This is a genomic window from Bacillus sp. FSL W8-0645, assembly GCF_038007905.1.
Classification (GTDB): Bacteria; Bacillota; Bacilli; order Bacillales; family Bacillaceae; genus Bacillus; species Bacillus pumilus.
Genome location: NZ_JBBOYC010000001.1, coordinates 597,548 through 620,754 on the forward strand (window position 1 = coordinate 597,548; position 23,207 = coordinate 620,754).

23 protein-coding genes, 2 tRNA genes and 2 rRNA genes are annotated in these 23,207 nt (G+C 41.7%); 20 read left to right on the plus strand and 7 right to left on the minus strand.

Annotated elements, in window-relative coordinates; genetic code table 11:
* Positions 1-20 precede the first annotated feature (20 nt).
* The 9 genes from NST39_RS02965 (at position 21) to tsaD (ending at position 7,240) form a co-directional block, all read left to right on the plus strand.
* Positions 21-2,951 (plus strand): 23S ribosomal RNA (locus NST39_RS02965).
* A gap of 61 nt (positions 2,952-3,012) precedes the next feature.
* A 5S ribosomal RNA gene (gene rrf / locus NST39_RS02970) occupies positions 3,013-3,128 on the plus strand.
* Positions 3,129-3,146: 18 nt separating this feature from the next.
* A tRNA-Met gene (locus NST39_RS02975) sits at positions 3,147-3,223 on the plus strand.
* Between the two features lie 48 nt (positions 3,224-3,271).
* A tRNA-Asp gene (locus NST39_RS02980) sits at positions 3,272-3,348 on the plus strand.
* Positions 3,349-3,624: 276 nt separating this feature from the next.
* Complete coding sequence (thiL, locus tag NST39_RS02985) at positions 3,625-4,605, plus strand: thiamine-phosphate kinase (RefSeq protein ID WP_341026935.1); 981 nt, start codon at positions 3,625-3,627, stop codon at positions 4,603-4,605.
* A 13-nt stretch (positions 4,606-4,618) separates the two neighbouring features.
* Positions 4,619-5,095, plus strand: a complete 477-nt coding sequence (gene tsaE / locus NST39_RS02990) for a tRNA (adenosine(37)-N6)-threonylcarbamoyltransferase complex ATPase subunit type 1 TsaE (RefSeq protein ID WP_081277219.1) — start codon at positions 4,619-4,621, stop codon at positions 5,093-5,095.
* Positions 5,076-5,765, plus strand: coding sequence for a tRNA (adenosine(37)-N6)-threonylcarbamoyltransferase complex dimerization subunit type 1 TsaB (gene tsaB, locus NST39_RS02995; protein WP_341026938.1), 690 nt, complete (start codon positions 5,076-5,078; stop codon positions 5,763-5,765). The genes tsaE and tsaB overlap by 20 nt, the downstream gene beginning before the upstream one ends.
* A 25-nt stretch (positions 5,766-5,790) precedes the next feature.
* Entirely contained in the window at positions 5,791-6,219 is a 429-nt protein-coding gene (gene rimI, locus NST39_RS03000; RefSeq protein ID WP_003214231.1) for a ribosomal protein S18-alanine N-acetyltransferase, read from the plus strand.
* On the plus strand, positions 6,212-7,240 hold the full coding sequence (tsaD, locus tag NST39_RS03005) for a tRNA (adenosine(37)-N6)-threonylcarbamoyltransferase complex transferase subunit TsaD (RefSeq protein ID WP_341026941.1): 1,029 nt from the start codon (positions 6,212-6,214) through the stop codon (positions 7,238-7,240). Before rimI ends, tsaD begins: the two co-directional genes overlap by 8 nt.
* Before the next feature lie 271 nt (positions 7,241-7,511).
* On the opposite strand, the gene NST39_RS03010 is transcribed toward tsaD, so the two are convergent.
* Entirely contained in the window at positions 7,512-9,434 is a 1,923-nt protein-coding gene (locus NST39_RS03010) for an ABC-F family ATP-binding cassette domain-containing protein (protein ID WP_106032862.1), read from the minus strand.
* 139 nt (positions 9,435-9,573) lie between these two features.
* Here NST39_RS03010 and moaC point away from each other — a divergent pair, with 139 nt between their 5' ends.
* The 4 genes from moaC to tatC are packed head-to-tail and all read left to right on the plus strand — an operon-like array spanning position 9,574 to position 11,712.
* Positions 9,574-10,065, plus strand: coding sequence for a cyclic pyranopterin monophosphate synthase MoaC (gene moaC, locus NST39_RS03015; RefSeq protein WP_003214058.1), 492 nt, complete (start codon positions 9,574-9,576; stop codon positions 10,063-10,065).
* A gap of 15 nt (positions 10,066-10,080) precedes the next feature.
* Positions 10,081-10,734, plus strand: coding sequence for a redox-sensing transcriptional repressor Rex (locus tag NST39_RS03020; RefSeq protein ID WP_012009076.1), 654 nt, complete (start codon positions 10,081-10,083; stop codon positions 10,732-10,734).
* Positions 10,735-10,761: 27 nt separating this feature from the next.
* Complete coding sequence (locus NST39_RS03025) at positions 10,762-10,941, plus strand: twin-arginine translocase TatA/TatE family subunit (protein WP_012009077.1); 180 nt, start codon at positions 10,762-10,764, stop codon at positions 10,939-10,941.
* Positions 10,942-10,947: 6 nt separating this feature from the next.
* Entirely contained in the window at positions 10,948-11,712 is a 765-nt protein-coding gene (gene tatC, locus NST39_RS03030; RefSeq protein WP_341026950.1) for a twin-arginine translocase subunit TatC, read from the plus strand.
* A 38-nt stretch (positions 11,713-11,750) separates the two neighbouring features.
* Here the strand turns inward: tatC and NST39_RS03035 are convergent, their stop codons facing one another.
* Genes NST39_RS03035 through NST39_RS03045 form a run of 3 tightly spaced genes read right to left on the minus strand, consistent with a single transcriptional unit; the run spans position 11,751 to position 13,359 of the window.
* Complete coding sequence (locus NST39_RS03035; protein WP_341026952.1) at positions 11,751-12,377, minus strand: NUDIX hydrolase; 627 nt, start codon at positions 12,375-12,377, stop codon at positions 11,751-11,753.
* A 56-nt stretch (positions 12,378-12,433) separates the two neighbouring features.
* Complete coding sequence (locus NST39_RS03040) at positions 12,434-12,628, minus strand: YdiK family protein (RefSeq protein WP_003213897.1); 195 nt, start codon at positions 12,626-12,628, stop codon at positions 12,434-12,436.
* Positions 12,625-13,359, minus strand: a complete 735-nt coding sequence (locus NST39_RS03045; RefSeq protein WP_341026954.1) for a CPBP family intramembrane glutamic endopeptidase — start codon at positions 13,357-13,359, stop codon at positions 12,625-12,627. The genes NST39_RS03040 and NST39_RS03045 overlap by 4 nt, the downstream gene beginning before the upstream one ends.
* A gap of 230 nt (positions 13,360-13,589) precedes the next feature.
* Here NST39_RS03045 and groES point away from each other — a divergent pair, with 230 nt between their 5' ends.
* Positions 13,590-13,874, plus strand: a complete 285-nt coding sequence (gene groES / locus NST39_RS03050; protein WP_003214120.1) for a co-chaperone GroES — start codon at positions 13,590-13,592, stop codon at positions 13,872-13,874.
* Positions 13,875-13,929: 55 nt separating this feature from the next.
* On the plus strand, positions 13,930-15,564 hold the full coding sequence (groL, locus tag NST39_RS03055) for a chaperonin GroEL (protein WP_341026956.1): 1,635 nt from the start codon (positions 13,930-13,932) through the stop codon (positions 15,562-15,564).
* A 48-nt stretch (positions 15,565-15,612) separates the two neighbouring features.
* On the opposite strand, the gene NST39_RS03060 is transcribed toward groL, so the two are convergent.
* Entirely contained in the window at positions 15,613-15,846 is a 234-nt protein-coding gene (locus NST39_RS03060; RefSeq protein ID WP_341029930.1) for a tyrosine-type recombinase/integrase, read from the minus strand.
* A 725-nt stretch (positions 15,847-16,571) separates the two neighbouring features.
* On the opposite strand from NST39_RS03060, the gene NST39_RS03065 reads away from it, so the two are divergent.
* From NST39_RS03065 to NST39_RS03080, 4 genes are all read left to right on the plus strand, one after another.
* A complete protein-coding gene (locus NST39_RS03065) occupies positions 16,572-18,599 on the plus strand; it encodes a Z1 domain-containing protein (RefSeq protein WP_341026958.1) in 2,028 nt (675 codons plus the stop codon).
* A gap of 75 nt (positions 18,600-18,674) precedes the next feature.
* Positions 18,675-19,961 carry a restriction endonuclease gene (locus NST39_RS03070; protein WP_341026961.1) on the plus strand — a complete coding sequence of 429 codons (1,287 nt, stop codon included), beginning with the start codon at positions 18,675-18,677 and terminating at the stop codon, positions 19,959-19,961.
* Positions 19,962-20,100: 139 nt separating this feature from the next.
* Positions 20,101-20,439, plus strand: coding sequence for a hypothetical protein (locus tag NST39_RS03075; protein WP_341026964.1), 339 nt, complete (start codon positions 20,101-20,103; stop codon positions 20,437-20,439).
* A 165-nt stretch (positions 20,440-20,604) separates the two neighbouring features.
* Positions 20,605-21,042: a hypothetical protein gene (locus NST39_RS03080; RefSeq protein WP_341026967.1), complete on the plus strand. Its 438-nt coding sequence runs from the start codon at positions 20,605-20,607 to the stop codon at positions 21,040-21,042.
* A gap of 60 nt (positions 21,043-21,102) precedes the next feature.
* Here the strand turns inward: NST39_RS03080 and NST39_RS03085 are convergent, their stop codons facing one another.
* Positions 21,103-21,570, minus strand: a complete 468-nt coding sequence (locus tag NST39_RS03085) for a hypothetical protein (protein ID WP_341026970.1) — start codon at positions 21,568-21,570, stop codon at positions 21,103-21,105.
* A gap of 319 nt (positions 21,571-21,889) precedes the next feature.
* Complete coding sequence (locus NST39_RS03090) at positions 21,890-22,564, minus strand: hypothetical protein (protein WP_341026974.1); 675 nt, start codon at positions 22,562-22,564, stop codon at positions 21,890-21,892.
* Positions 22,565-22,773: 209 nt separating this feature from the next.
* Here NST39_RS03090 and NST39_RS03095 point away from each other — a divergent pair, with 209 nt between their 5' ends.
* Entirely contained in the window at positions 22,774-23,142 is a 369-nt protein-coding gene (locus NST39_RS03095) for a septal ring lytic transglycosylase RlpA family protein (protein ID WP_044141453.1), read from the plus strand.
* Positions 23,143-23,207 lie beyond the last annotated feature (65 nt).

A 23,207-nucleotide genomic window follows, 5' to 3' on the forward strand; every position in this document is an offset into this window, starting at 1 on the left:
TTCTTTCTAAAGTAAGAAATGGTTAAGTTAGAAAGGGCGCACGGTGGATGCCTTGGCACTAGGAGCCGATGAAGGACGGGACGAACACCGATATGCTTCGGGGAGCTGTAAGCAAGCTTTGATCCGGAGATTTCCGAATGGGGAAACCCACTGCTCGTAATGGAGTAGTATCCATACTTGAATACATAGAGTATGAGAAGGCATACCCGGGGAACTGAAACATCTAAGTACCCGGAGGAAGAGAAAGCAAATGCGATTCCCTGAGTAGCGGCGAGCGAAACGGGAACAGCCCAAACCAAGAGGCTTGCCTCTTGGGGTTGTAGGACACTCTATACGGAGTTACAAAGGAACGATATAAGCGAAGAGGTCTGGAAAGGCCCGCCAAAGAAGGTAACAGCCCTGTAACTGAAATGTTGTTCTCTCCAGAGTGGATCCTGAGTACGGCGGAACACGTGAAATTCCGTCGGAATCCGGGAGGACCATCTCCCAAGGCTAAATACTCCCTAGTGACCGATAGTGAACCAGTACCGTGAGGGAAAGGTGAAAAGCACCCCGGAAGGGGAGTGAAATAGATCCTGAAACCGTGTGCCTACAAGTAGTCAGAGCCCGTTAAAGGGTGATGGCGTGCCTTTTGTAGAATGAACCGGCGAGTTACGATCCCGTGCAAGGTTAAGCAGAAGATGCGGAGCCGCAGCGAAAGCGAGTCTGAATAGGGCGCATGAGTACGTGGTCGTAGACCCGAAACCAGGTGATCTACCCATGTCCAGGGTGAAGTTCAGGTAACACTGAATGGAGGCCCGAACCCACGCACGTTGAAAAGTGCGGGGATGAGGTGTGGGTAGGGGTGAAATGCCAATCGAACCTGGAGATAGCTGGTTCTCTCCGAAATAGCTTTAGGGCTAGCCTCAAGGTAAGAGTCTCGGAGGTAGAGCACTGATTGGACTAGGGGCCCCTACCGGGTTACCGAATTCAGTCAAACTCCGAATGCCGATGACTTATCCTTGGGAGTCAGACTGCGAGTGATAAGATCCGTAGTCGAAAGGGAAACAGCCCAGACCGCCAGCTAAGGTCCCAAAGTATACGTTAAGTGGAAAAGGATGTGGAGTTGCTTAGACAACCAGGATGTTGGCTTAGAAGCAGCCACCATTTAAAGAGTGCGTAATAGCTCACTGGTCGAGTGACTCTGCGCCGAAAATGTACCGGGGCTAAACGTATCACCGAAGCTGCGGACTGTTCTTACGAACAGTGGTAGGAGAGCGTTCTAAGTGCTGTGAAGTCAGACCGGAAGGACTGGTGGAGCGCTTAGAAGTGAGAATGCCGGTATGAGTAGCGAAAGACGGGTGAGAATCCCGTCCACCGAATGCCTAAGGTTTCCTGAGGAAGGCTCGTCCGCTCAGGGTTAGTCGGGACCTAAGCCGAGGCCGAAAGGCGTAGGCGATGGACAACAGGTTGATATTCCTGTACCACCTCCTCACCATTTGAGCAATGGGGGGACGCAGGAGGATAGGGTAAGCGCGGTATTGGATATCCGCGTCCAAGCAGTTAGGCTGGGAAATAGGCAAATCCGTTTCCCGTAAAGGCTGAGCTGTGATGGCGAGCGAAATTTAGTAGCGAAGTTCCTGATTCCACACTGCCAAGAAAAGCCTCTAGCGAGGTGAGAGGTGCCCGTACCGCAAACCGACACAGGTAGGCGAGGAGAGAATCCTAAGGTGATCGAGAGAACTCTCGTTAAGGAACTCGGCAAAATGACCCCGTAACTTCGGGAGAAGGGGTGCTTCTTAGGGTGTTAAAGCCCCGAGAAGCCGCAGTGAATAGGCCCAGGCGACTGTTTAGCAAAAACACAGGTCTCTGCGAAGCCGTAAGGCGAAGTATAGGGGCTGACGCCTGCCCGGTGCTGGAAGGTTAAGAGGAGCGCTTAGCGTAAGCGAAGGTGCGAATTGAAGCCCCAGTAAACGGCGGCCGTAACTATAACGGTCCTAAGGTAGCGAAATTCCTTGTCGGGTAAGTTCCGACCCGCACGAAAGGCGCAACGATCTGGGCACTGTCTCAACGAGAGACTCGGTGAAATTATAGTACCTGTGAAGATGCAGGTTACCCGCGACAGGACGGAAAGACCCCGTGGAGCTTTACTGCAGCCTGATATTGAATGTTGGTACAGCTTGTACAGGATAGGTAGGAGCCTTGGAAACCGGAGCGCTAGCTTCGGTGGAGGCATCGGTGGGATACTACCCTGGCTGTATTGACCTTCTAACCCGCTGCCCTTATCGGGCAGGGAGACAGTGTCAGGTGGGCAGTTTGACTGGGGCGGTCGCCTCCTAAAATGTAACGGAGGCGCCCAAAGGTTCCCTCAGAATGGTTGGAAATCATTCGCAGAGTGTAAAGGCACAAGGGAGCTTGACTGCGAGACCTACAAGTCGAGCAGGGACGAAAGTCGGGCTTAGTGATCCGGTGGTTCCGCATGGAAGGGCCATCGCTCAACGGATAAAAGCTACCCCGGGGATAACAGGCTTATCTCCCCCAAGAGTCCACATCGACGGGGAGGTTTGGCACCTCGATGTCGGCTCATCGCATCCTGGGGCTGTAGTCGGTCCCAAGGGTTGGGCTGTTCGCCCATTAAAGCGGTACGCGAGCTGGGTTCAGAACGTCGTGAGACAGTTCGGTCCCTATCCGTCGCGGGCGCAGGAAATTTGAGAGGAGCTGTCCTTAGTACGAGAGGACCGGGATGGACGCACCGCTGGTGTACCAGTTGTTCTGCCAAGGGCATCGCTGGGTAGCTATGTGCGGACGGGATAAGTGCTGAAAGCATCTAAGCATGAAGCCCCCCTCAAGATGAGATTTCCCATTCCGCAAGGAAGTAAGATCCCTGAAAGATGATCAGGTTGATAGGTCTGAGGTGGAAGCGTGGTGACACGTGGAGCTGACAGATACTAATAGATCGAGGACTTAACCTATATTCTAATGTGAAGCTTGAACATTGTTATCTAGTTTTGAGAGAACATTCTCTCCATCAGGTTTGGTGGCGATAGCGAAGAGGTCACACCCGTTCCCATACCGAACACGGAAGTTAAGCTCTTCAGCGCCGATGGTAGTTGGGGGTCTCCCCCTGTGAGAGTAGGACGCCGCCAAGCTTGTTATATTTATATCGTCGCGGGGTGGAGCAGTTCGGTAGCTCGTCGGGCTCATAACCCGAAGGTCGCAGGTTCAAATCCTGCCCCCGCAACCAAATTATTTTATATACCAATGGGTAGTGCTCAGTGAGTGCAACCAAAATGGTCCGGTAGTTCAGTTGGTTAGAATGCCTGCCTGTCACGCAGGAGGTCGCGGGTTCGAGTCCCGTCCGGACCGCCATTTTTATGACTTGTAAACGAAAACGTATAGTTTCGTTTTTTTTTATGTCTTTTTCTTTTCATATGTATCCAAGATATATTGAATTGTTTGTGTTTGGCTACATGTTATGTAAAAAGAAAAGATAGATCACTTCAACCCAGCCTGGTTTTTTCATACCAGGCTTTCTTTATATCATTTTTAATTGAAACTGAAACTCATATTGGCTTACACTAATACTAATTATGTCTGACATCGTGTCTACTCAATCAATTGATTGCATGAAGGGGCTGTCTTTTTATGGATGAATTTGATCTTATTCGCCGAATTACACCAAAAGAAACACATCAGCGTTCTTTGGTTATGGGCATCGGTGATGATGCAAGTGTTTATCAACCTCATTCACATTGTGAAGAGGTCGTTTGTGTTGATACAATGGTGGAGCATGTTCATTTCCGCTTTGATTTTTCCACACCTTTTGAGATTGGCTTTAAAGCACTAGCGGTCAATGTCAGTGATATCGCCGCAATGGGAGGAACCCCAAAGTATTATCTTGTATCAATTGCAATCCCGCCTCATGGTGATGAGACGGTCGTTTCAGCCCTTTACGAGGGAATGAAAGCATTGGCTGATACTTATCAAATGGATTTGATTGGTGGAGATACGGTTGCCACTCGCAGTGACTTTGTCATTACAGTGACGGTCATTGGCGAGGTACCAAAGGGGAAAGCTTGTTATCGTCACAGTGCTCAGACAGGAGACGTCGTCTTTGTCACAGGTCAGCTTGGTTCATCAGCTGCTGGCTTATCACTTTTAATGAACGAAATAGCCCCCCCTCCCAAGTCAGTCGACACAGCCTTTTTTCTTGAGCGTCATAAAAAGCCTCAGCCTCATATTGCTGCTGGTCTCATTTGCTCAAGCTTCCCTCGGGTCACTTTGAATGATGTGAGTGATGGAATAGCGAGTGAGCTGAATGAGATAGCCGAAGCGAGTCATGTGACGATAGAGATAGAAGCAAACATGCTCCCCGTACATCCAGATTTACAAGTGCTGCGTAAAGACTGGCTGGAATGGGTGTTATTTGGCGGGGAAGACTTTGTATTAACTGGTGCGATTCCAGAGGCTGATTGGGAAAGCTTTGAAATGCAATGTAGGAAAAAAGACATTCAAGTCAAACGCATTGGACAAGTCAAAGGTGATCAAGCAGCAAGCGTTCTATTAAAAGACAATGAGCAGCAAACAATGTTAATGAAAAAAGGATATAATCATTTTAAGAAATGAGGTGACATCAACTGTGAAATTAACATGGACGACAAAAGGTGCGGATGAGACGAAACGAATTGCCGCTGCTTTGGCCAAACTTGTGATGCCAGGCGATGTTTTGACATTAGAAGGGGATTTAGGCGCAGGCAAAACGACTTTTTCAAAAGGTTTTGCAGAAGGCTTAGGGATTACCCGTATCGTCAACAGCCCTACCTTTACGATTATTAAAGAATATACCGATGGCAGACTGCCACTTTATCATATGGACGTGTACCGCATGGAAGATGCGGAAGAAGATATCGGGCTCGAAGAATATTTTGAGGGTGAAGGTGTATGTTTGGTTGAGTGGGCACATCTCATTGGACCTCAATTGCCTTCCTCCTATTTGAAAATAGAAATGCTGAGAACAGAACGTGAAGAAGAACGTCATCTCACGTTTAGTGCAAAAGGGGAACGCTATGAGACCCTTTGTAAGGAGATGAAAGAATTTGACCATACTGGCAATTGATACGTCGAACCATACACTAGGAATTGCCCTTGTCAAAGATTCCACAGTGATTGGTGAGAGCATCACGTATTTAAAAAAGAACCATTCCGTCCGAGCGATGCCGACTGTTGAGGCATTGATGAAAGAATGTGGTGTAGCCCCAAGTGAACTAAGTAAAATTGTTGTAGCAAAAGGACCTGGTTCCTACACTGGTGTCCGAATTGGTGTGACCATTGCCAAAACACTCGCATGGACGCTATCTATCCCGATATCGGCTGTTTCGAGTTTAGAAACACTTGCGGCAAATGGTCAATACTTTGATGGATGGATCTCGCCACTATTCGATGCGAGAAGAGGACAAGTATATACTGGGCTATATACGTTTGAAGAAGGAAAGATCAAAGAGATCAAACCAGACCAAAATATCTTGCTCACGGATTGGCTTCATGAGCTGAAGCAAACAGAAAAGCCTGTCCTATTCCTTGGACAGGATGTGCATCTTCATGAAGAGAGCATTCGCTCCATTTTAGGAGAAACGGCTGTGATAGCGGAGGGAGCTTTTCATAACCCAAGACCTTCAGTGCTTGCATTTTTAGGGGCAGATCGTCCTGCTGAAGATGTCCATCAGCTTGTTCCTAACTATATTCGTTTGGCAGAAGCGGAAGTGAAATGGCTTGAAGGACAAAAATAATCTCAACATAACAGAGATTCGAAAAATGACAGTAGCCGACATTCCAGAGGTGTACACGATTGAAGTGCATTCGTTTACTGCCCCTTGGAAAAAAGAATCATTTGTCTATGAGATTCTTCATAACCAGTACAGCCATTATTTTCTCATTGAAGAAGATGAGCAGCCTGTTGGGTATTGCGGGGTCTGGATCGTCATGGACGATGCACAAATTACGAACATTGCGATTCTCCCTGAGCATAGAGGAAAGGGTTACGGGGAAGCGTTGCTGCGATATGTCATGGAATTTTGTAAAGAAAAAAAGACAGATCATCTTTCTTTAGAGGTGCGGGTTTCAAATACACCCGCACAATCCCTTTATGAAAAGCTTGGTTTCAGACCAGCTTCTATTCGAAAGAATTATTATACGGATAATGGGGAAGATGCATTGGTCATGTGGGTGAATATAAATGAATGAACAAACAGATCGATTCATATTAGGTATAGAGACAAGCTGTGATGAAACAGCTGCATCTATTGTGAAAAATGGGAAAGAAATTATAGCGAATGTTGTCGCATCGCAAATAGAAAGCCATAAACGATTTGGCGGAGTTGTCCCAGAAATCGCTTCAAGGCATCACGTGGAGCAAGTCACCATCGTGTTAGAAGAAGTAATGGCACAGGCTAATATGAGCTTTCAGGATTTAGATGCCATTGCTGTCACAGAAGGACCAGGCTTAGTCGGTGCCCTTCTAATCGGTGTCAATGCAGCCAAGGCACTGAGCTTTGCTCATCAAATTCCTCTTGTTGGTGTACATCATATTGCGGGGCATATTTATGCAAACCAACTTGTAGATGAATTGGAGTTTCCATGTTTGGCTCTTGTCGTCTCTGGTGGACATACTGAGCTTGTACTAATGAAAGAGCACGGGTCTTTTGAGGTTATCGGAGAAACATTAGATGATGCGGCTGGAGAAGCTTACGATAAAGTGGCCCGGACGATGGGTCTTCCGTATCCAGGCGGACCTCATATTGATCGGTTAGCACATGAAGGAGAGCCAACGATTAAGCTTCCACGTGCATGGCTTGAAGAAGGTTCCTATCACTTTAGCTTTAGTGGATTAAAATCAGCTGTTATTAACACACTACACAATGCATCTCAAAAAGGAGAAACAATTGCTCCAGAGAATTTGGCAGCAAGTTTTCAAGCAAGTGTCATTGAGGTGCTTGTTGGGAAAACATTAAAAGCGGCAGAGGCCTATGGCGTCAAGCAGGTTGTCCTAGCTGGGGGAGTCGCTGCCAATAAAGGACTGAGAGAAGCCTTAACGACAGCATTCACAAAGCTTCCTGACGTGAAGGTCATTATTCCACCATTATCTCTTTGTACAGACAATGCAGCCATGATCGCTGCTGCTGGAACCATTGCGTTTGAAAAAGGTATAAGAGGCGATATGGCGATGAATGGCCAGCCGGGCTTACCGCTTGTCTCATATGAATGAAAACTCCTGTGGATACACAGGTTTTTTTCATTTTTAATGAAAGCGATTTATTCACAAGTAAACATGATATATCCACAATTGTTAGAAAATTTTGTTTTAAAATGAGTGGATGTGCACAAATACGTTCTTTTATGTGGATATGTGATTAAATCTCTGTGGATAAAGTGGATAAGTCCGATTTTTAAAAGAATAATAAAGAAGTTATTGTGGATATTAATGTGGATAAGAAATCTTCACTAAAAAGAAAAAAGAGCACCCATTAGGGCACTCTTTACGATTCGGATAGCTCTTCCCACTCTGAGAAAAGGGATTCCAGCTCTTGATGAAGCGTATCATTTTCTGTTTGAATGTTTTGGACCTTCTCGTGATCTTGAAAAATAGCAGGATCACATAGAAGCTCTTCATTTTCACCAAGCTTCGCTTCAATGACAGCAATCCGTTCTTCAATTTCCTCGATTCTGCGCTGCTTTTGTCTTTCTTTCTTTTTCAGTTCTTTTTCTTCCGCATACGAAAGCTTTGCCGTTTCAACTGGCTTGGCTGCTTGTTTTTTCAGCGCCTCATTTTCTTGAATCGCTTCAAGCTCTAATTGTTCATTTTTCTTTTCAAGGTAGTAGTCATAATCACCGAGATACTCTTTTGTTTCTGTAGGCGACAGCTCGAATACTTTCGTTGCCAGACGGTTGATAAAATAACGGTCATGCGAGACAAATAAGATGGTTCCTGGATAATCAATCAGTGCATTTTCTAAAATTTCCTTACTATCTAAGTCCAAATGGTTTGTAGGCTCATCAAGTATCAGGAAATTGGCTTTTTGGAGCATCAGCTTTGCCAGGGCAAGGCGTGCTTTTTCTCCACCGCTTAATGCATGAACGGGCTTTAAGACGTCGTCACCGGAAAAGAGGAAGTTCCCTAAACATGTCCGAATTTCTTTTTCATTCATATGAGGATAGTCATCCCAAAGCTCATTGAGCACTTTTTTGGAGGATGTCAGTTTGGCTTGTTCTTGGTCATAGTAGCCGATTGTGACATGAGATCCAAAGGTGATGTCGCCTTTTACAGGCTTTAATGCGTTCGTTAACGTTTTTAAAAGGGTTGATTTTCCGATCCCATTAGGACCAATGAGTGCCACGCTATCCTCGCGTTTGATCTGAAAAGAAAGAGAGGATAGAAGCGGTGTTTTTTCATCATAACGAATGTCGAGATCATGTACCTTCAGCACATCATTGCCGCTTTGTCTCGTAATATCAAAATGAAAGTTTGCGGATTTTTCATCACCTAATGGCTTATCTATACGATCCATTCGTTCCAGCTGCTTCCGTCTGCTCTGAGCGCGCTTTGTGGTTGAGGCTCTTGCTAGGTTGCGATCTACGAAATCCTGAAGCTTTGAGATTTCTTCTTGCTGCTTTTCGTAAAGCTTCATATCGCGCTCTAGCTGCTCAGCTTTCAGATCAAGATACTTACTATAGTTGCCTGCAAACTTTTTCATAGCAGTTCTTGAGACTTCATATACATGGTTCACCACTTTGTCTAAGAAGTAGCGGTCATGGGACACGATCAGAATGGCGCCTGTATAATTTTGCAAATACTGCTCCAGCCATGATAAGGTATCAATATCTAAATGGTTGGTCGGCTCGTCCAGAATTAAGAGTTCTGGTTTCATTAATAAGAGCTTTCCAAGCGCTAGACGGGTTTTCTGGCCGCCGCTTAAGGATTGAACGGTTGTCCCATCTTCAAAGTGACTAAAGCCGAGCCCATGAAGAATGGAGCGGACGTCTGCTTCGTATTGATAGCCGCCTTGATCTTTAAATTCCTGCTGTAGCCTGTCATAGGTTTTCATGAGGGAATCTAGCTCAGAACCTGTAGAGGAAGCCATTTTCTCCTCGATGGTTCTCATCTCTTGTTCCATCTTTTTCAAATGATCAAAAACCGATAATAATTCGTCTTTTAACGTACGTGTAGACGTCACATCGGTATGCTGTGCTAAATAGCCGATCGATAGGTCTTTTGGTTTGATGATCTCACCTTGCTCGTAAGACAATTGACCGGCAATGATTTTCAAAAGGGTGGATTTGCCTGCGCCGTTACGACCTACAATGGCAATCCGATCCCTTGCTTTGACTTCCAATTTTATATTCGTTAAAACGGTATCAGCACCAAACGATTTGGATAGCTGATTCACTTGTAGAATCATCATGTAACTTCACCTCTGCTATAATATGTTAAGTGTAGCTTATCAGCAGTAAACCGGCAAATGTTACATACAATCGCCATATTCAAATGAAAGACAGATAGGAAAAAATAGTGTATCATTTGAGTGAGGGAGCGTTGAAAAGATGAGCCAATTTAGCCACTTTAACGAACAGGGAAGAGCAAAGATGGTCGACATTAGTGACAAATCGTCTACTGTGAGAACCGCTGTTGCTGCTTCAAGTGTTCGTATGATAAAAGAAGTGTTTCATAAAATAGAGCAACGTGAAATTGGAAAAGGGGATGTGCTGTCTGTTGCACAGGTTGCTGGCATCATGGCAGCAAAGCAAACATCTACCATCATTCCAATGTGTCATCCGCTTGCACTAAAAGGCGTGGATATCTCCTTTGATTGGGAGGAAGACGGAAATGCGCACATTCTGAACATACAAGTACAGGTGAAAACAAAAGGAAGTACGGGTGTTGAGATGGAAGCGCTCACTTCTGCTTCAGTATGTGCACTGACCGTTTACGACATGTGCAAAGCGATTGATAAAGGCATGATCATCGGTCCTACCTATTTAATTGAAAAGACAGGCGGGAAAAACGGTGATTTTCACAGAGCATCTGATATTTAAGTTGGAGGACCTTATATGAATATAGATCAGTCAAAAATTCCACAAGCGACAGCCAAACGTTTGCCGCTATATTACCGTTTTTTAAAAAATCTGCATGCATCAGGAAAACAAAGGGTGTCATCAGCAGAGCTTAGTGATGCAGTCAAAGTGGATTCTGCTACCATTCGCCGAGATTTTTCATACTTTGGTGCACTTGGGAAGAAGGGGTATGGCTATAATGTCGATTACCTTTTGACCTTCTTCAGAAAGACACTTGACCAAGATGAAATGACCAATGTCATGCTCATCGGTGTCGGGAATTTAGGGACTGCATTTTTACACTATAATTTCATCAAAAACAATAATACAAAAATTTCGATGGCTTTTGACGTCAATGAGAGTAAAATAGGAAGTGAGATAGGCGGCGTGCCTGTCTATGATTTGGATAAGCTTGAAGAGCATGTTCAAGAGGTAGGGGATATACCTGTTGCTATTTTGACAGTACCTGCCGTAGCAGCTCAACCCATTACAGATCGTTTGATTGCCCTTGGCATCAAAGGGATCCTTAATTTTACGCCGGCCCGATTGAATGTGCCGGAACACATTCGAATTCATCATATAGATTTGGCGGTTGAACTTCAGTCTCTTGTGTATTTCTTAAAGCATTACTCTATTACGCAGGAGGATTGACGAAAAGGGGTAAAGGGGGTGGAGCAAATGGGTCCGATTGGTCCTGGAAGTTTGGTTCTGATTGCGATTGTTGCGCTCATTATTTTTGGGCCGAAAAAGCTTCCTCAATTAGGAAGAGCAGCAGGAGATACATTACGTGAATTCAAAAATGCCACAAAAGGTTTAGCTGATGATCAGGAAGAAAATAAGAAAAAAGAAGATCAGTAGAATAGGATGAGCTTCATGAATGTCAAAGATATGCCGCTTATGGAGCATATTGTGGAACTGCGAAAACGTTTAGTGATCATTGCGATGTTTTTTGTCGCCTTTATGGTGGCAGGTTTTTTTCTCGCTAAGCCGGTCATTGTGTATTTACAAAATACCGATGAAGCCGCCACACTGACACTGAATGCATTTAAGCTCACAGATCCGCTGTACGTGTTTATGCAGTTCGCATTTGTCATTGCTTTGGTTTTGACGTGTCCCGTGATTTTATATCAGCTTTGGGCGTTTGTGAGCCCGGGCTTATATGAAAAAGAGAGAAAGGTGACACTTGCTTACATTCCGATTGCACTGCTTTTATTTTTGAGTGGTGTGGCTTTCTCTTATTTTATTTTGTTTCCGTTTGTCGTCGATTTTATGATACGGATGTCGAATGATTTAAATGTAGAGCAAGTGATTGGGATTCATGAGTATTTTACATTTCTGATGCAGTTAACACTTCCATTTGGCTTTTTGTTTCAGATGCCCGTTGTGTTGATGTTTCTCACAAGACTTGGCATCATCACACCGATGTTTTTATCAAAAATACGGAAGTATGCCTATTTTGTCCTCCTTGTCATTGCCGCACTGATTACACCGCCAGAGATCGTTTCTCACCTCATGGTTACCTTGCCAATGCTCGTTTTGTATGAAGTGAGTATTGTCATTTCAAGAGTGACCTATCGCAAAATGCAGCAAACAGAGACAGAGGAGAAAGAAAATGATGATGTCTCATAAAAAACATCGTGATCCAAATAAGGGTCACGATGTTTTTTCTATTTTGACAGGAATTGATTGATTGCTTGAAATAGATGCTGATAATAGGCAGGCTCATGCGGAACAAAATCTTGTATACAGACTACTCTGCTTTCTTCACGTCGTTCTCCGGCTTCATCAACTTCAAAGCCCTCCAGCTGCATGTTGTCACATTTTCTTGTGAAAAGCTGCTGTGCATCCATTAGTTTTGCTCTGTAAAGTCCAGCGACTTCTTCTTTTTGTAATTGAATGTTCATCTGCTCTTCTGGATGGACGTAAAGATAGACATGGCAAAATTCACGATCAGTCAAATTGGGTAGATGGATTTCATCCTGTATAACACCTGCAAAGGCTAGATCTTCAAAAGGGACAGTAAGACCAAGCTCTTCTTCTACCTCTCTCACACCGTCAGAAGGCTGTTCATTTGCAAGAAGGTGACCTGCTGCGGTGATATCAAAAAGAGAAGGAAAATCCTTTTTTGCGGGACTTCTTAGCTGAAAATAAAGATACATGGTGTCATGTTCCTTTTTGAGAAGCCAGAAATGAAAGGTTTCATGCCAAAGGCCTTGGGCGTGGACATTTGAACGGGTTGTAACTCCAATTGTTTCATGCTGCTCATTTAAGATGTTCAGTTTTTCTTGTTCCATGAAAACTTGTCCTCCATAAAAAAACCATTTTCCAAGTGCGGAAAATGGTTTTTGATTTATTTTTGCTGCTGTTTTTTGAGTTTGACAGAGAAGGCAAACATTTTAAGCGCGATATTAATATTATAGGCCGCAAACACCATCAGCAAAATGCTGTAAAATGACCACATGTCACCTGGATTTTGAATGGCCATATAGGTGAAAGCCACACCTACGGCAAAATAAATGATGCCCCATACAACAGGGTTTCTCATGAGAAAAAGCCTCCAATAATCATTTGCATTGTTTGAGATTGTTCTTCAATCATTTTTCTTACTGGCTCAATCTGCACAAGAATGACGAGTGAGTTCATCAGCATATGAGCACCGATTGGAACAATGATTCGTTTTGTTTTCGCATATAAAAAGGCAAAGGTAAAGCCCATTGCGGTATAGAGCAAGATATGGGGAAAATCATTGTGTACAGCAGCGAAAACCACTGAACTGACAAGTGCTCCAATGAAAAAATTCGTTTTTTCATAAACCACACCAAAGATGATTTTTCGAAAAATGATTTCCTCTAATATCGGTCCAATCAGGGCGATGACGATCACAAGCCATGGAACTGCATCCATAATGGATAAAATGTTTTGAGTATTTTCGGATTCTCGGCCAATGCCAAATGCATATTGTTCAATCGCCCCCGCAATTGATTGTGCTAAGAGGGAAAGAAAGAAACCGCCAATGATCCAAGCGATTGCCGCGCCGACTGGAGCTGGTGCTTCATTTCGAAGTGAAGCTTTTGGCACAGTCCGAAGAATGAGCAGAATAATGATTAATCCGACACAGAAGCTAATGATTGTCCATGTTCCTGACAATTTAGAGAGCTCTGCTTGTGTCATCGGTGTCTGAATGTAACCTAACCATTTCATGATCAACACATACGGAATCGCAGAAACCTGTACCAATATATACGTTAAGATGATGTACCAATATTGTTTTTTCAAGTAACGAAAACCCCTTTACTAAAAGAACTAGATTTATTGTAACACAAGTCTTCTTTTTCGATGAAAAGGAAAGAATCTCAGTTGAAAAAAGATCATGAAAGCGTAAAAATTTTTAAAGGTTTTTACTTGAAATTGCAGAAGACATTCTTTATTATAATAAATGTGTTAGCACTCACTGGTGATGAGTGCTAAAAAAAGACTACATATAAAAATTGAGGAGGTTGTTTCTTATGTTAAAGCCATTAGGCGATCGCGTAATCATTGAACTCGTTGAATCTGAGGAAAAAACCGCTAGCGGTATTGTGTTACCGGATTCTGCAAAAGAAAAACCGCAAGAAGGTAAAATTGTTGCAGCAGGTTCAGGTCGTGTACTTGAAAGTGGTGAGCGCGTTGCGTTAGAAGTAAACACAGGCGACCGCATTATCTTCTCAAAATATGCAGGCACTGAAGTGAAATATGAAGGCAAAGAATATTTAATCCTTCGTGAGAGCGACATTTTAGCTGTTATTGGTTAATCACATAAAAAACATTGAGATACATTTTTAAAAAGACTGAGGAGGTTTCGTTATTATGGCAAAAGATATTAAGTTCAGTGAAGAAGCACGTCGCGCGATGTTACGTGGTGTAGATGCACTTGCAGATGCTGTAAAAGTGACTTTAGGACCTAAAGGACGTAACGTGGTTCTTGAGAAAAAATTCGGTTCTCCACTTATCACAAATGATGGTGTGACGATCGCAAAAGAAATCGAATTAGAAGATGCATTTGAAAACATGGGTGCAAAACTTGTGGCTGAAGTTGCAAGCAAAACAAACGACGTAGCTGGTGACGGTACAACGACTGCAACAGTTCTAGCTCAAGCGATGATCCGTGAAGGTCTTAAAAACGTAACAGCTGGTGCAAACCCTGTTGGCGTTCGTAAAGGGATCGAAGAAGCAGTGAAAGTAGCACTTGAAGGCTTGCACGAGATTTCTAAACCAATCGAAGGCAAAGAATCAATTGCTCAAGTTGCGTCTATTTCTGCAGCAGATGAAGAAGTGGGAAGCCTAATCGCTGAAGCAATGGAGCGTGTAGGTAACGACGGCGTGATCACAATCGAAGAATCTAAAGGGTTCACAACTGAGCTTGAAGTGGTTGAAGGAATGCAGTTTGACCGCGGATATGCTTCACCATACATGGTGACGGATTCTGATAAGATGGAAGCGGTTCTTGAAAATCCTTACATCTTAATCACTGATAAAAAAATCACAAACATTCAAGAAATCCTTCCTGTACTTGAGCAAGTTGTACAACAAGGAAAACCATTATTGCTCATTGCTGAAGATGTAGAAGGCGAAGCACTTGCAACACTTGTTGTGAACAAACTTCGTGGAACATTCAACGCAGTGGCAGTAAAAGCACCTGGATTCGGTGATCGTCGTAAAGCAATGCTTGAAGACATCTCTGTTCTAACTGGCGGAGAGTTAATCACAGAAGATCTAGGACTTGACCTGAAATCAACTGAAATCGGTCAGCTTGGCCGCGCGTCTAAAGTCGTTGTGACAAAAGAAAACACAACCATCGTAGAAGGCTCAGGAGATTCTGCTCAAATCGCAGCACGCGTGAACCAAATCCGTGCGCAAGTTGAAGAAACAACTTCTGAATTCGATAAAGAAAAATTACAAGAACGTCTTGCAAAACTAGCTGGTGGCGTCGCTGTCATCAAAGTTGGTGCTGCAACTGAAACAGAACTAAAAGAGCGTAAACTACGCATCGAGGATGCCTTGAACTCAACTCGTGCAGCAGTTGAAGAAGGTATCGTATCCGGTGGTGGTACAGCACTTGTGAATGTATACAAAAAAGTCGCTTCAATTGAAGCAGATGGTGACGTTCAAACTGGTGTGAACATCGTTCTACGTTCTCTTGAAGAGCCAATCCGTCAAATCGCTCACAACGCAGGTCTTGAAGGATCAGTCATCGTTGAGCGCTTGAAAAACGAAGAAATTGGCGTAGGCTTCAACGCAGCAACAAACGAATGGGTAAACATGATCGAAAAAGGAATCGTTGACCCAACAAAAGTAACTCGCTCTGCACTTCAAAACGCAGCTTCTGTTGCAGCAATGCTTCTAACAACTGAAGCAGTCGTTGCTGAGAAACCAGAAGAAGGCGGCTCAGGCGGCGGAATGCCGGATATGGGCGGCATGGGCGGAATGGGTGGAATGATGTAACAACGGATATAGACCCTTATTAATCAAGGGTTTAACCGTAAGTCACACTCATTTTGGTGCCATTTTGATGCCACATAGAAAAATTAGAGGCTTTTCATTAGTTCTCCGAACTTTTGAGAAGCTTCTTTTTTTCTGTCTTTTGATGTGCAGGTATATTTTAGTTGTTGTTTGATCTTCTGTATGTCCAAGTCTATCCATTATCCTTTGGAGATCCACACCAGCTTCAGCAAGAAGAGAAGTATGGGTGTGCCTTAAAGAATGAGGAGTTAGTTTCTTCTGTATCCCTGACTTTTTTAGAACTTTATTAAACCATTTTCAATAGTTTTAATAAAGTGAGGATATCCCCAGTAAGGCCCCTTTACTCTAGCAAAAACAAAATTGTGATCATGCCATTCATGTTTCATTAGCATTTTAATTTCATTTTGTTGAATTCGAAATTCATTAACAGCTTATAAAATCTTAGTACCATTCTAGATATTTTGAATGAAAATTAAAATATCTATCTGCATCAATAACAAAGAAGTACAGATGCTTTTTCATAAATAATTGATATTGTTTCATGATCGAGTATATAACCGTGTTCTTTGCTTATCTTTACGTGATTGTGAAGATAACGTTTCAGAGAATTAGACAAAGATAGATTACATTGGAGGATACATTAGTTTCTCAGGATTTATTTTTCACTCCTAGTTTGAACATTTACATTTAGTGAAATTATATGTATTATTATGGTTAAAAAGTATAAAAGAGGTTTAATTAATAAACTCAAAAGCTGACAACTTTAAAAGATTAGCTGAGAAACGAGTAACGGATTGTGTAAAAAATAAGGCTTATTGATAACTTGGCTAACAAAAACAATTACGAATATACAGATGAACTAGGTAAAACAAATTTAGCTACCTTAAATCAAGAAATTCAAAACCTTAAAAAAAGATTTAAGGAAGATGCAGAGGAGTAAGGCTTTATTTTTAAGTTCGATGGCTGATTTAAAAGAGGAGGAAATAAAAATGAGAGAAATAATTAAAGATGGTGAGCGTGTATCCAATTTTCTTTCAGAGTTAAGTGAAGAGATTGGAAAAACAGCAGCATCAAATGTATTACAAACATCTGTGAATATATTGGGTAAATATCCCAAAATTAATAGTGGTGACAAGATTTTAGGATTGCTTTATGGTTTAATACAAAGTGGAAAAACTAATATTATAAATATGACAGTTGCTTTAGCCGTTGATAATGGCTATAAGCTAATTGTCGTATTAACTGATAGAAACAACTCTCTACAAGATCAAACTTTTGATAGATCAGACTTAGCATTATCAGGCATGTTAGTAAGAAAAATAGATGAAATAAGCGAAGAGGATCCAGAATACTTAAAAACTGTATTGGACACCGATGGCATTGTATTAATATGTAAAAAGGACCCCGCGGATCTTGAAAAGTTAATTGCATTTTTAGTGGAGCAAGATTTAACTGATACCTCAGCTCTAATTGCGGACGATGAGGCAGACGCGATAGGTCTAAATACTAATCAGCGTATTGAGGATGAAGATCCAAGTACGATTAATCAGCAGCTTTTAGACTTACGTAATATGGTTTCAACGCAGCTTTATTTACAAGTAACAGCAACCCCTCAAGCAATAATTCTTCAAAACAAAGAGGATGCAGGGTTCTACCCAGAATTTATAGAGGTAGTTGAGGCGGGCAGAGGCTATACAGGAATTCATACCTTCTTTCAGGAAAATGCTGAGGAACATATTAGGGATGTAGAAAAAGAGGAAATAAAAGAGCTTGCTAGTATGCAGTCAGATGATGAAGATATTACTAACATTCCTGATGGGTTAATGAGTGCCTTATCTAACTTTGTAATTGGAGCATCCATCCGGTTACTTGAAAATACTGAACCTAGACGTGAACAGAAATTTACTTTTCTCTGCCATATTAGTCCATATCAAATGATTCACACCAGGATAAGGAAATTAACAAAAAAATTTGTTGCGGATTTATATAAAGCATTAAAAAGGCCAGAGGAATCAGAGAAAAGAGCTTTTATCATGCAGTATCTTTTAGCAGCTTATGCTGATTTAAAAGATACTCATCGAGGCATACCTGTATTTCCGGACGTGTTAAAGATTTTAAGTGATAATATAAATAGTCATGATGTTATAGTACTTAACGCAGCACCTGACTCTCAAAGTAATATCAAATTAAATAAAAAGTACAATTTCATTATTGGAGGAAACAAGCTAGGACGTGGTTTAACAATTCCTCGTCTCCTAGTTACTTATTACGGAAGGGTTGTTGCAAGACCACAGGTCGATACGTTAATGCAGCATGCGAGAATGTGTGGTTACCGTTCTAAAGATTTAACTGTAACAAGAGTGTTTATTCCTGAGGATATAGCGGATTTATTTGAAGAAATATGCGAGCACGATGCAGTCCAACGAGATATAATCAAAAATCATAAAATAGAAAGTACATTATATTTAAACAGAGATAATATTAGTCCCTCAAGGCCAAATGTTATCCCAACTTCCGTCGGTGCTTATAAGCCTGGACAGTTAAAGTTTCCTAAGGTCCCTGAATTTCATAAGGGAGTAATTGAAGAGGTAACTAGCTATGTAAATGAGAAAGTATTGAATATTACGCAACCTTTTGAACCAGTAGAAATTGAACTTGATACCGTAATTGATATTTTTAATAAAATACCTGTATTAGTTACCGGCGGATGGCGTACTAAAGTAATTGTACAGTATTTAAGCTGGTACAAGGCCAATCGTTCTAATTCAATCAACATGGTATACAATATTGATACCAACATCGGCCTTTCTAAAAGTAGAGGGAGTAAAGAAATTGGATCTGTACTCTCCCCACGCATGCAGCGTATAGTAAGTGAAGTAGATAGTAATAGACCATTAGCTATTTTTGTAAGAAATAGAGGTATTAAAGAAGACTGGGATGGGGAGGATTTTTGGATTCCTTTATTTAGGTTCCCAGAAGAAGAGAATAGTATTCTATTTAACTTAAACAATATTTAATGTTAAAAAATACACTCTTAACAAGTTTAAGAGTGTATTTTTCAATTAAATCGCATAAAGGATGATTTTTTAGATATGAGAATAAATCAAGTTTTTGCATATAGGAGACCTTACAACGAATCTCCAAATTATATAGATGGACTCCCAAACTTTTTTTATTTTACTTATAAATCTGGTGCTAAAAAGCCACTTTTGGAATCGGGCATTAATAAAGTTGCAGATGTAAACGCCATAGATGGACCGCGAACGCCAGTAATATTAATATCCAGTAGTCCTCATAAAATTGGCTCCTTTGATACACCATGGCAAGATTTTTTTGATCCGGATAATGGGCACATAAGGTATTATGGCGATAATAAACTTACAGGGCAAAGCCCTGAATTATCGAAAGGGAATAAGTATCTATTAACTGCATTTGATGTACAGAACTCTCTGGATACATCTATAAGATTACATGCTACTCCTATTATTTTTTTTAAGAGAGTTATCTATAAGGGAAGGATAAAAGGAAATGTGATGTTCCAGGGTTTCGGGGCAGTTGAGCGTGCTGAAAGAATAACACAATATGATGTAAAAAAAGATGAATATTTTACGAACTATGTTTTTGATTTTGTGGTCTTTAGTATGAAAAATGAAGGGGAAGAATTTAAGTGGGATTGGATAAATTCACGAAGGGATCCATTTTTATCATTGGAGGATACTCTTCGTTATGCACCGAAATCATGGCAAAACTGGATTAGAGGGGGGTTACCTTCTTTTGAAAAGTATAGGAGACGTGTTTCTAAGCTCTTAACAACAAAACCTGACAATCAGAAGCCTGTGACTGGTTCTCGTGAAGCAAAGGCGTTAAATGATATATATAAGTTTTATGAGGGTAGAAAAGCACGATTTGAAGGGCTTGCGTCTCTAATCGCCGAAAAGATACTAGGCTCTGAAAACGACTCGTATATGGAAGGGTGGATCACTCCTTCCTCATCAGATGGAGGATCTGATTTTGTTGGAAGGCTTGACATAGGGTCGGGTTTTTCCAAAACAAAACTTGTGGTATTAGGACAGGCTAAATGTGAAAAACTTGATGTACCTACGGGTGGAAATCACATTGCTCGTACTGTCGCACGGCTAAAAAGAGGTTGGGTAGGGGTATATATAACAACAAGTTATTTCTCTGAAACTGTTCAACGAGAAGTTATTGATGATAGTTATCCCATTGTATTAGTACACGGCTTGCGGCTAGCTCAGGAAGTCTTAAAAATGGTATATCTAATGGGTTTTTCCAGTGTAATAGATTTTTTGAAAGATATTGATAAAGTGTATGAGGATAAAATACTAGCAAGGAGACCTGAGGAAATTCTTTATTTATAGCTGAAATATGGCACTTAGCTACCCGCTACCTAGAAATAGCTGAAAAATGGGACCAAGAGTTGAATGAGAACATATAAACCAGAAGATGTTCTGCCTAGTCCGTGACATTGGGTATGGTGGAAAGGAAAAGCCCGCGGACATGAGTGGGAATCTCATCGCAACCAGTTGCTTCCCGCCGATGGCGAGGATGACGGGAGCTGCCCGCTGGATTGTACCGCGAAGCTCCAGCATATTAACCGCGTTGTACGAAAGCCACAGAGAACAGCTGGTTTTATGGGATACATTGTCTGAGGAACTGTTAGAGAAGCAAATGAAAGGCATTGTAGGCTTTAAGATTATCATTGACGAAGTTCAAGCTGCTTTTAAGCTAAGCCAGAATCGCCACGAGAGGGATTATGCTCGCATTATTGAACAGCTCGAGACAGAGGATGAAGTGGAAATGGCTGAGGAGATGAAAGAAAACTTAGAGGGAGAATGAAAAAAACACTCTTTTGATCAGAGTGCTTTTTGTCTTGCGAGATATGAGATACCATGGATTACTGTCACATTTTCTTTAAAATTACATAAAAATATCCACTATTCCCATAAAAAATCAGATGAATTCTTTATAATAAAAGTATCTGAGAACGGGGAGTGAGTCGAGATGGACCAAAACGTGTTGCAAATGAATCAAGAAGCATCAGAGAATGAATTAGCGGTTCTTAATATTTCTTCTAAAGATATTGGTGCTCTATCAAAAGAAGTAGCGGAGCGGATTTTGCAAACGAAGGATACGGACTATATTCATCAGGTGATGTATGTTCCGATTGAGAAGAAAGAAGATTTGGATTGGTTGATTCAATGTGTTGGAGAGGCGTTAGACGATGAGGATGAAGATGACGTTACACTTGAATTCGCTGATTTGCTCTATTTCTTTGTCATTCCGTTTTATGGGGAGTATATTTTGAGAGATCGTCATTTGTATGAGTATATCGATCATTTGCTGGTACGATTAGCATCAAGGGCTCACTCGGATATCCAAACACTGGTCGATGCTATGAGAGATGATTTGACTGAGATGAACATTGAAAAAATCTTGTAGAGCGGACCTCTACAAGATTTTTTAGTCGCAAGAAAATCCATAAAGAATGTCCTTGTCCATTTACTGGGCTCTTTCCCAGGTGATTTTTGTTTCATTTGTTTTTTTCTTTCCCTTTGCCAGCACTTTGCCGTTTTCTTGTTTTACGGTGATGTTTAGGTCGTAAAAGGAATAGAGAGCACCAAGGCTGTCATTTTCCGGTTTGTGCAGGTTGTTTTCTTTTTCAGTTGAAGCTCCAATGGCCAGTGTCTTGGCAAAGTTTAAACCGATGACTTCAGCGTAATCACTATTGGTGTCAGAGGAAGCGATCACGTTTAATGAAATGACTTTTTTCTTTTGATCAACGGTAATCGCTGTGTCTTTTATGAGTTTAGACTGTTCCATGACTTCTTTCGTTTCTTTTTGAATGCGTTCATTGATCGTTGGAAGTGCCTTCGTTTCTGTTTTTTGTTCGTTTGTTGTATTTGAGCAAGCTGCTAACATGAAGAGACTTGCAACTAGGCTCATGAAAACAAGTAGAATTTTTTTCACGTTCGTTCTCCTTTTTTCTTCGAAGTATGTATGTTTATGTTACCACGAATCCTTGTTTTGATTAAAAGAGAAGTGTTGATAAGCTGTGAACAATAAAAAGCACCCAAAAAGGGCGCTTCAGCGTGTAGACAAACCTTCGCATTCGTTGTCAGGTCTGCGCTCCGGTGCTCACGAATGTCAAATTCGCTCCGCTCCAGTACTCGTCCTTCCTAGACTTCAAAGGTTTTCTATCACGCTGAAAAGAAGACAAAGGGCTAAAATAAAGATCATTTTAGCCCTTTGTCAACAATCTGAAGCACCCAAAAAGGGCGCTTTTTTCTTATTGTGCTGAAAGGCTTGTACTTAATGGAACAGAAGAAATGACGGTGAATTTAGGAGCTGCAGCACCTGATTCTAAATTTTTACGTAAAAGCGATGATTTGATGGACCCATCCCATTTTTTATAGACGCTTCCTGATGTATCTGCACGAAGCTGTACATTTGAGAAGCTTGCTTGTGTGTAGCTGTTTGCTCCATTATCCTGAACACCGTGTACCATTTTGACGACATCGAGGTTTTTCAGACGGCTAGGTTTGTAAACAGGCTGTTTATAGCGCAATGTCCCATTGACATATAGTGACACTGTGCCATCACCATTGTTGATGAGCTTTAAGTTGACACGTGCACCATCCTTAATGCTCTTATCATATTCACTGTTCCAGTATTGACTGCCGCCTTGTGAGCCACTGCCAAGAAAGACCTTATAGCCAGAAGACGTTTTTGAAATACCGCTCTCTATAACGGCAGAGCCGAGACCGAGGTACCAGTCCGCATAGCCATTTTTAATGGTAGCTGTTTTCGGCAGCACAATATCAGCCGAGATACCTGACCATTTGGCCTCATCCGTTTGTGTCACAATCGCACCGTGACGAGGACTAGCTGCTGAGGCAGGTAGACTTGAAAGCATCAAAACCAACGCTAAACTCACACTTAAAACGATGAACGACTTTTTCATAAAAATACCTCCTTATATTTGATTCATTTTTATTATATAAAATGAAAGAGAGGAGTTGCTTACATTGTTCTGGCTGATTTTGGTATTTTTTATGAACAAAATCGGTCATATAGTGGTCAATTTGTATTCGAATTGTAATGTGACTGTAAAATAACTGGGGGCATCTTCATGTATAATAAGTGCAGAAACCAAATACGGAGGATTTTTTAATGAATAAAAAGCTTATCGCGACAATCGTAACAGTAGCTAGTTTATTTTTGGCGTTTAGTTTCTCACATGGAGCAAGTGCAAAAAAAGTAAGCGGCAATATTACTTGGTATAATGGTGTCGGTAAAAAAGGCGCAGATGGAAAAAAACTCGGTCATTGGGATGCAGCAACTAAAATGGGATTTGACGTACCAAAAAAAGGTACAAAACTAAGAGTGACAACAAAAGCGAAACCACATAAAGTGATTACAGTATATAAATATGATGTAGGTAGAATGCCAAACGCTGTATTAGACGTCAGCCCAAAAGCATTCAAAGCACTAGGGTTTAAAACAAGTAAAGGTGTCGTAAAAGGACATTACACTTATTAATACATAGGCATGCAAAGAAGCGGGAAAAGTTCATTTTCTGGCTTCTTTTCTTGTAGAGAGGGTCT

Coding starts and splice junctions, on each gene's coding strand:
- NST39_RS03070 (WP_341026961.1), top strand. CDS start 18,675: ATGAGAATAAATCAAGTTTTTGCATATAGGAGACCTTACAACGAATCT.
- groL (WP_341026956.1), top strand. CDS start 13,930: ATGGCAAAAGATATTAAGTTCAGTGAAGAAGCACGTCGCGCGATGTTA.
- NST39_RS03065 (WP_341026958.1), top strand. CDS start 16,572: ATGAGAGAAATAATTAAAGATGGTGAGCGTGTATCCAATTTTCTTTCA.
- tatC (WP_341026950.1), top strand. CDS start 10,948: ATGAGCTTCATGAATGTCAAAGATATGCCGCTTATGGAGCATATTGTG.
- NST39_RS03025 (WP_012009077.1), top strand. CDS start 10,762: ATGGGTCCGATTGGTCCTGGAAGTTTGGTTCTGATTGCGATTGTTGCG.
- thiL (WP_341026935.1), top strand. CDS start 3,625: ATGGATGAATTTGATCTTATTCGCCGAATTACACCAAAAGAAACACAT.
- moaC (WP_003214058.1), top strand. CDS start 9,574: ATGAGCCAATTTAGCCACTTTAACGAACAGGGAAGAGCAAAGATGGTC.
- NST39_RS03090 (WP_341026974.1), bottom strand. CDS start 22,564: ATGAAAAAGTCGTTCATCGTTTTAAGTGTGAGTTTAGCGTTGGTTTTG.
- NST39_RS03020 (WP_012009076.1), top strand. CDS start 10,081: ATGAATATAGATCAGTCAAAAATTCCACAAGCGACAGCCAAACGTTTG.
- NST39_RS03035 (WP_341026952.1), bottom strand. CDS start 12,377: ATGGAACAAGAAAAACTGAACATCTTAAATGAGCAGCATGAAACAATT.
- NST39_RS03080 (WP_341026967.1), top strand. CDS start 20,605: ATGGACCAAAACGTGTTGCAAATGAATCAAGAAGCATCAGAGAATGAA.
- rimI (WP_003214231.1), top strand. CDS start 5,791: ATGACAGTAGCCGACATTCCAGAGGTGTACACGATTGAAGTGCATTCG.
- tsaD (WP_341026941.1), top strand. CDS start 6,212: ATGAATGAACAAACAGATCGATTCATATTAGGTATAGAGACAAGCTGT.
- NST39_RS03010 (WP_106032862.1), bottom strand. CDS start 9,434: ATGATGATTCTACAAGTGAATCAGCTATCCAAATCGTTTGGTGCTGAT.
- NST39_RS03075 (WP_341026964.1), top strand. CDS start 20,101: ATGAGTGGGAATCTCATCGCAACCAGTTGCTTCCCGCCGATGGCGAGG.
- groES (WP_003214120.1), top strand. CDS start 13,590: ATGTTAAAGCCATTAGGCGATCGCGTAATCATTGAACTCGTTGAATCT.
- NST39_RS03040 (WP_003213897.1), bottom strand. CDS start 12,628: ATGAGAAACCCTGTTGTATGGGGCATCATTTATTTTGCCGTAGGTGTG.
- NST39_RS03095 (WP_044141453.1), top strand. CDS start 22,774: ATGAATAAAAAGCTTATCGCGACAATCGTAACAGTAGCTAGTTTATTT.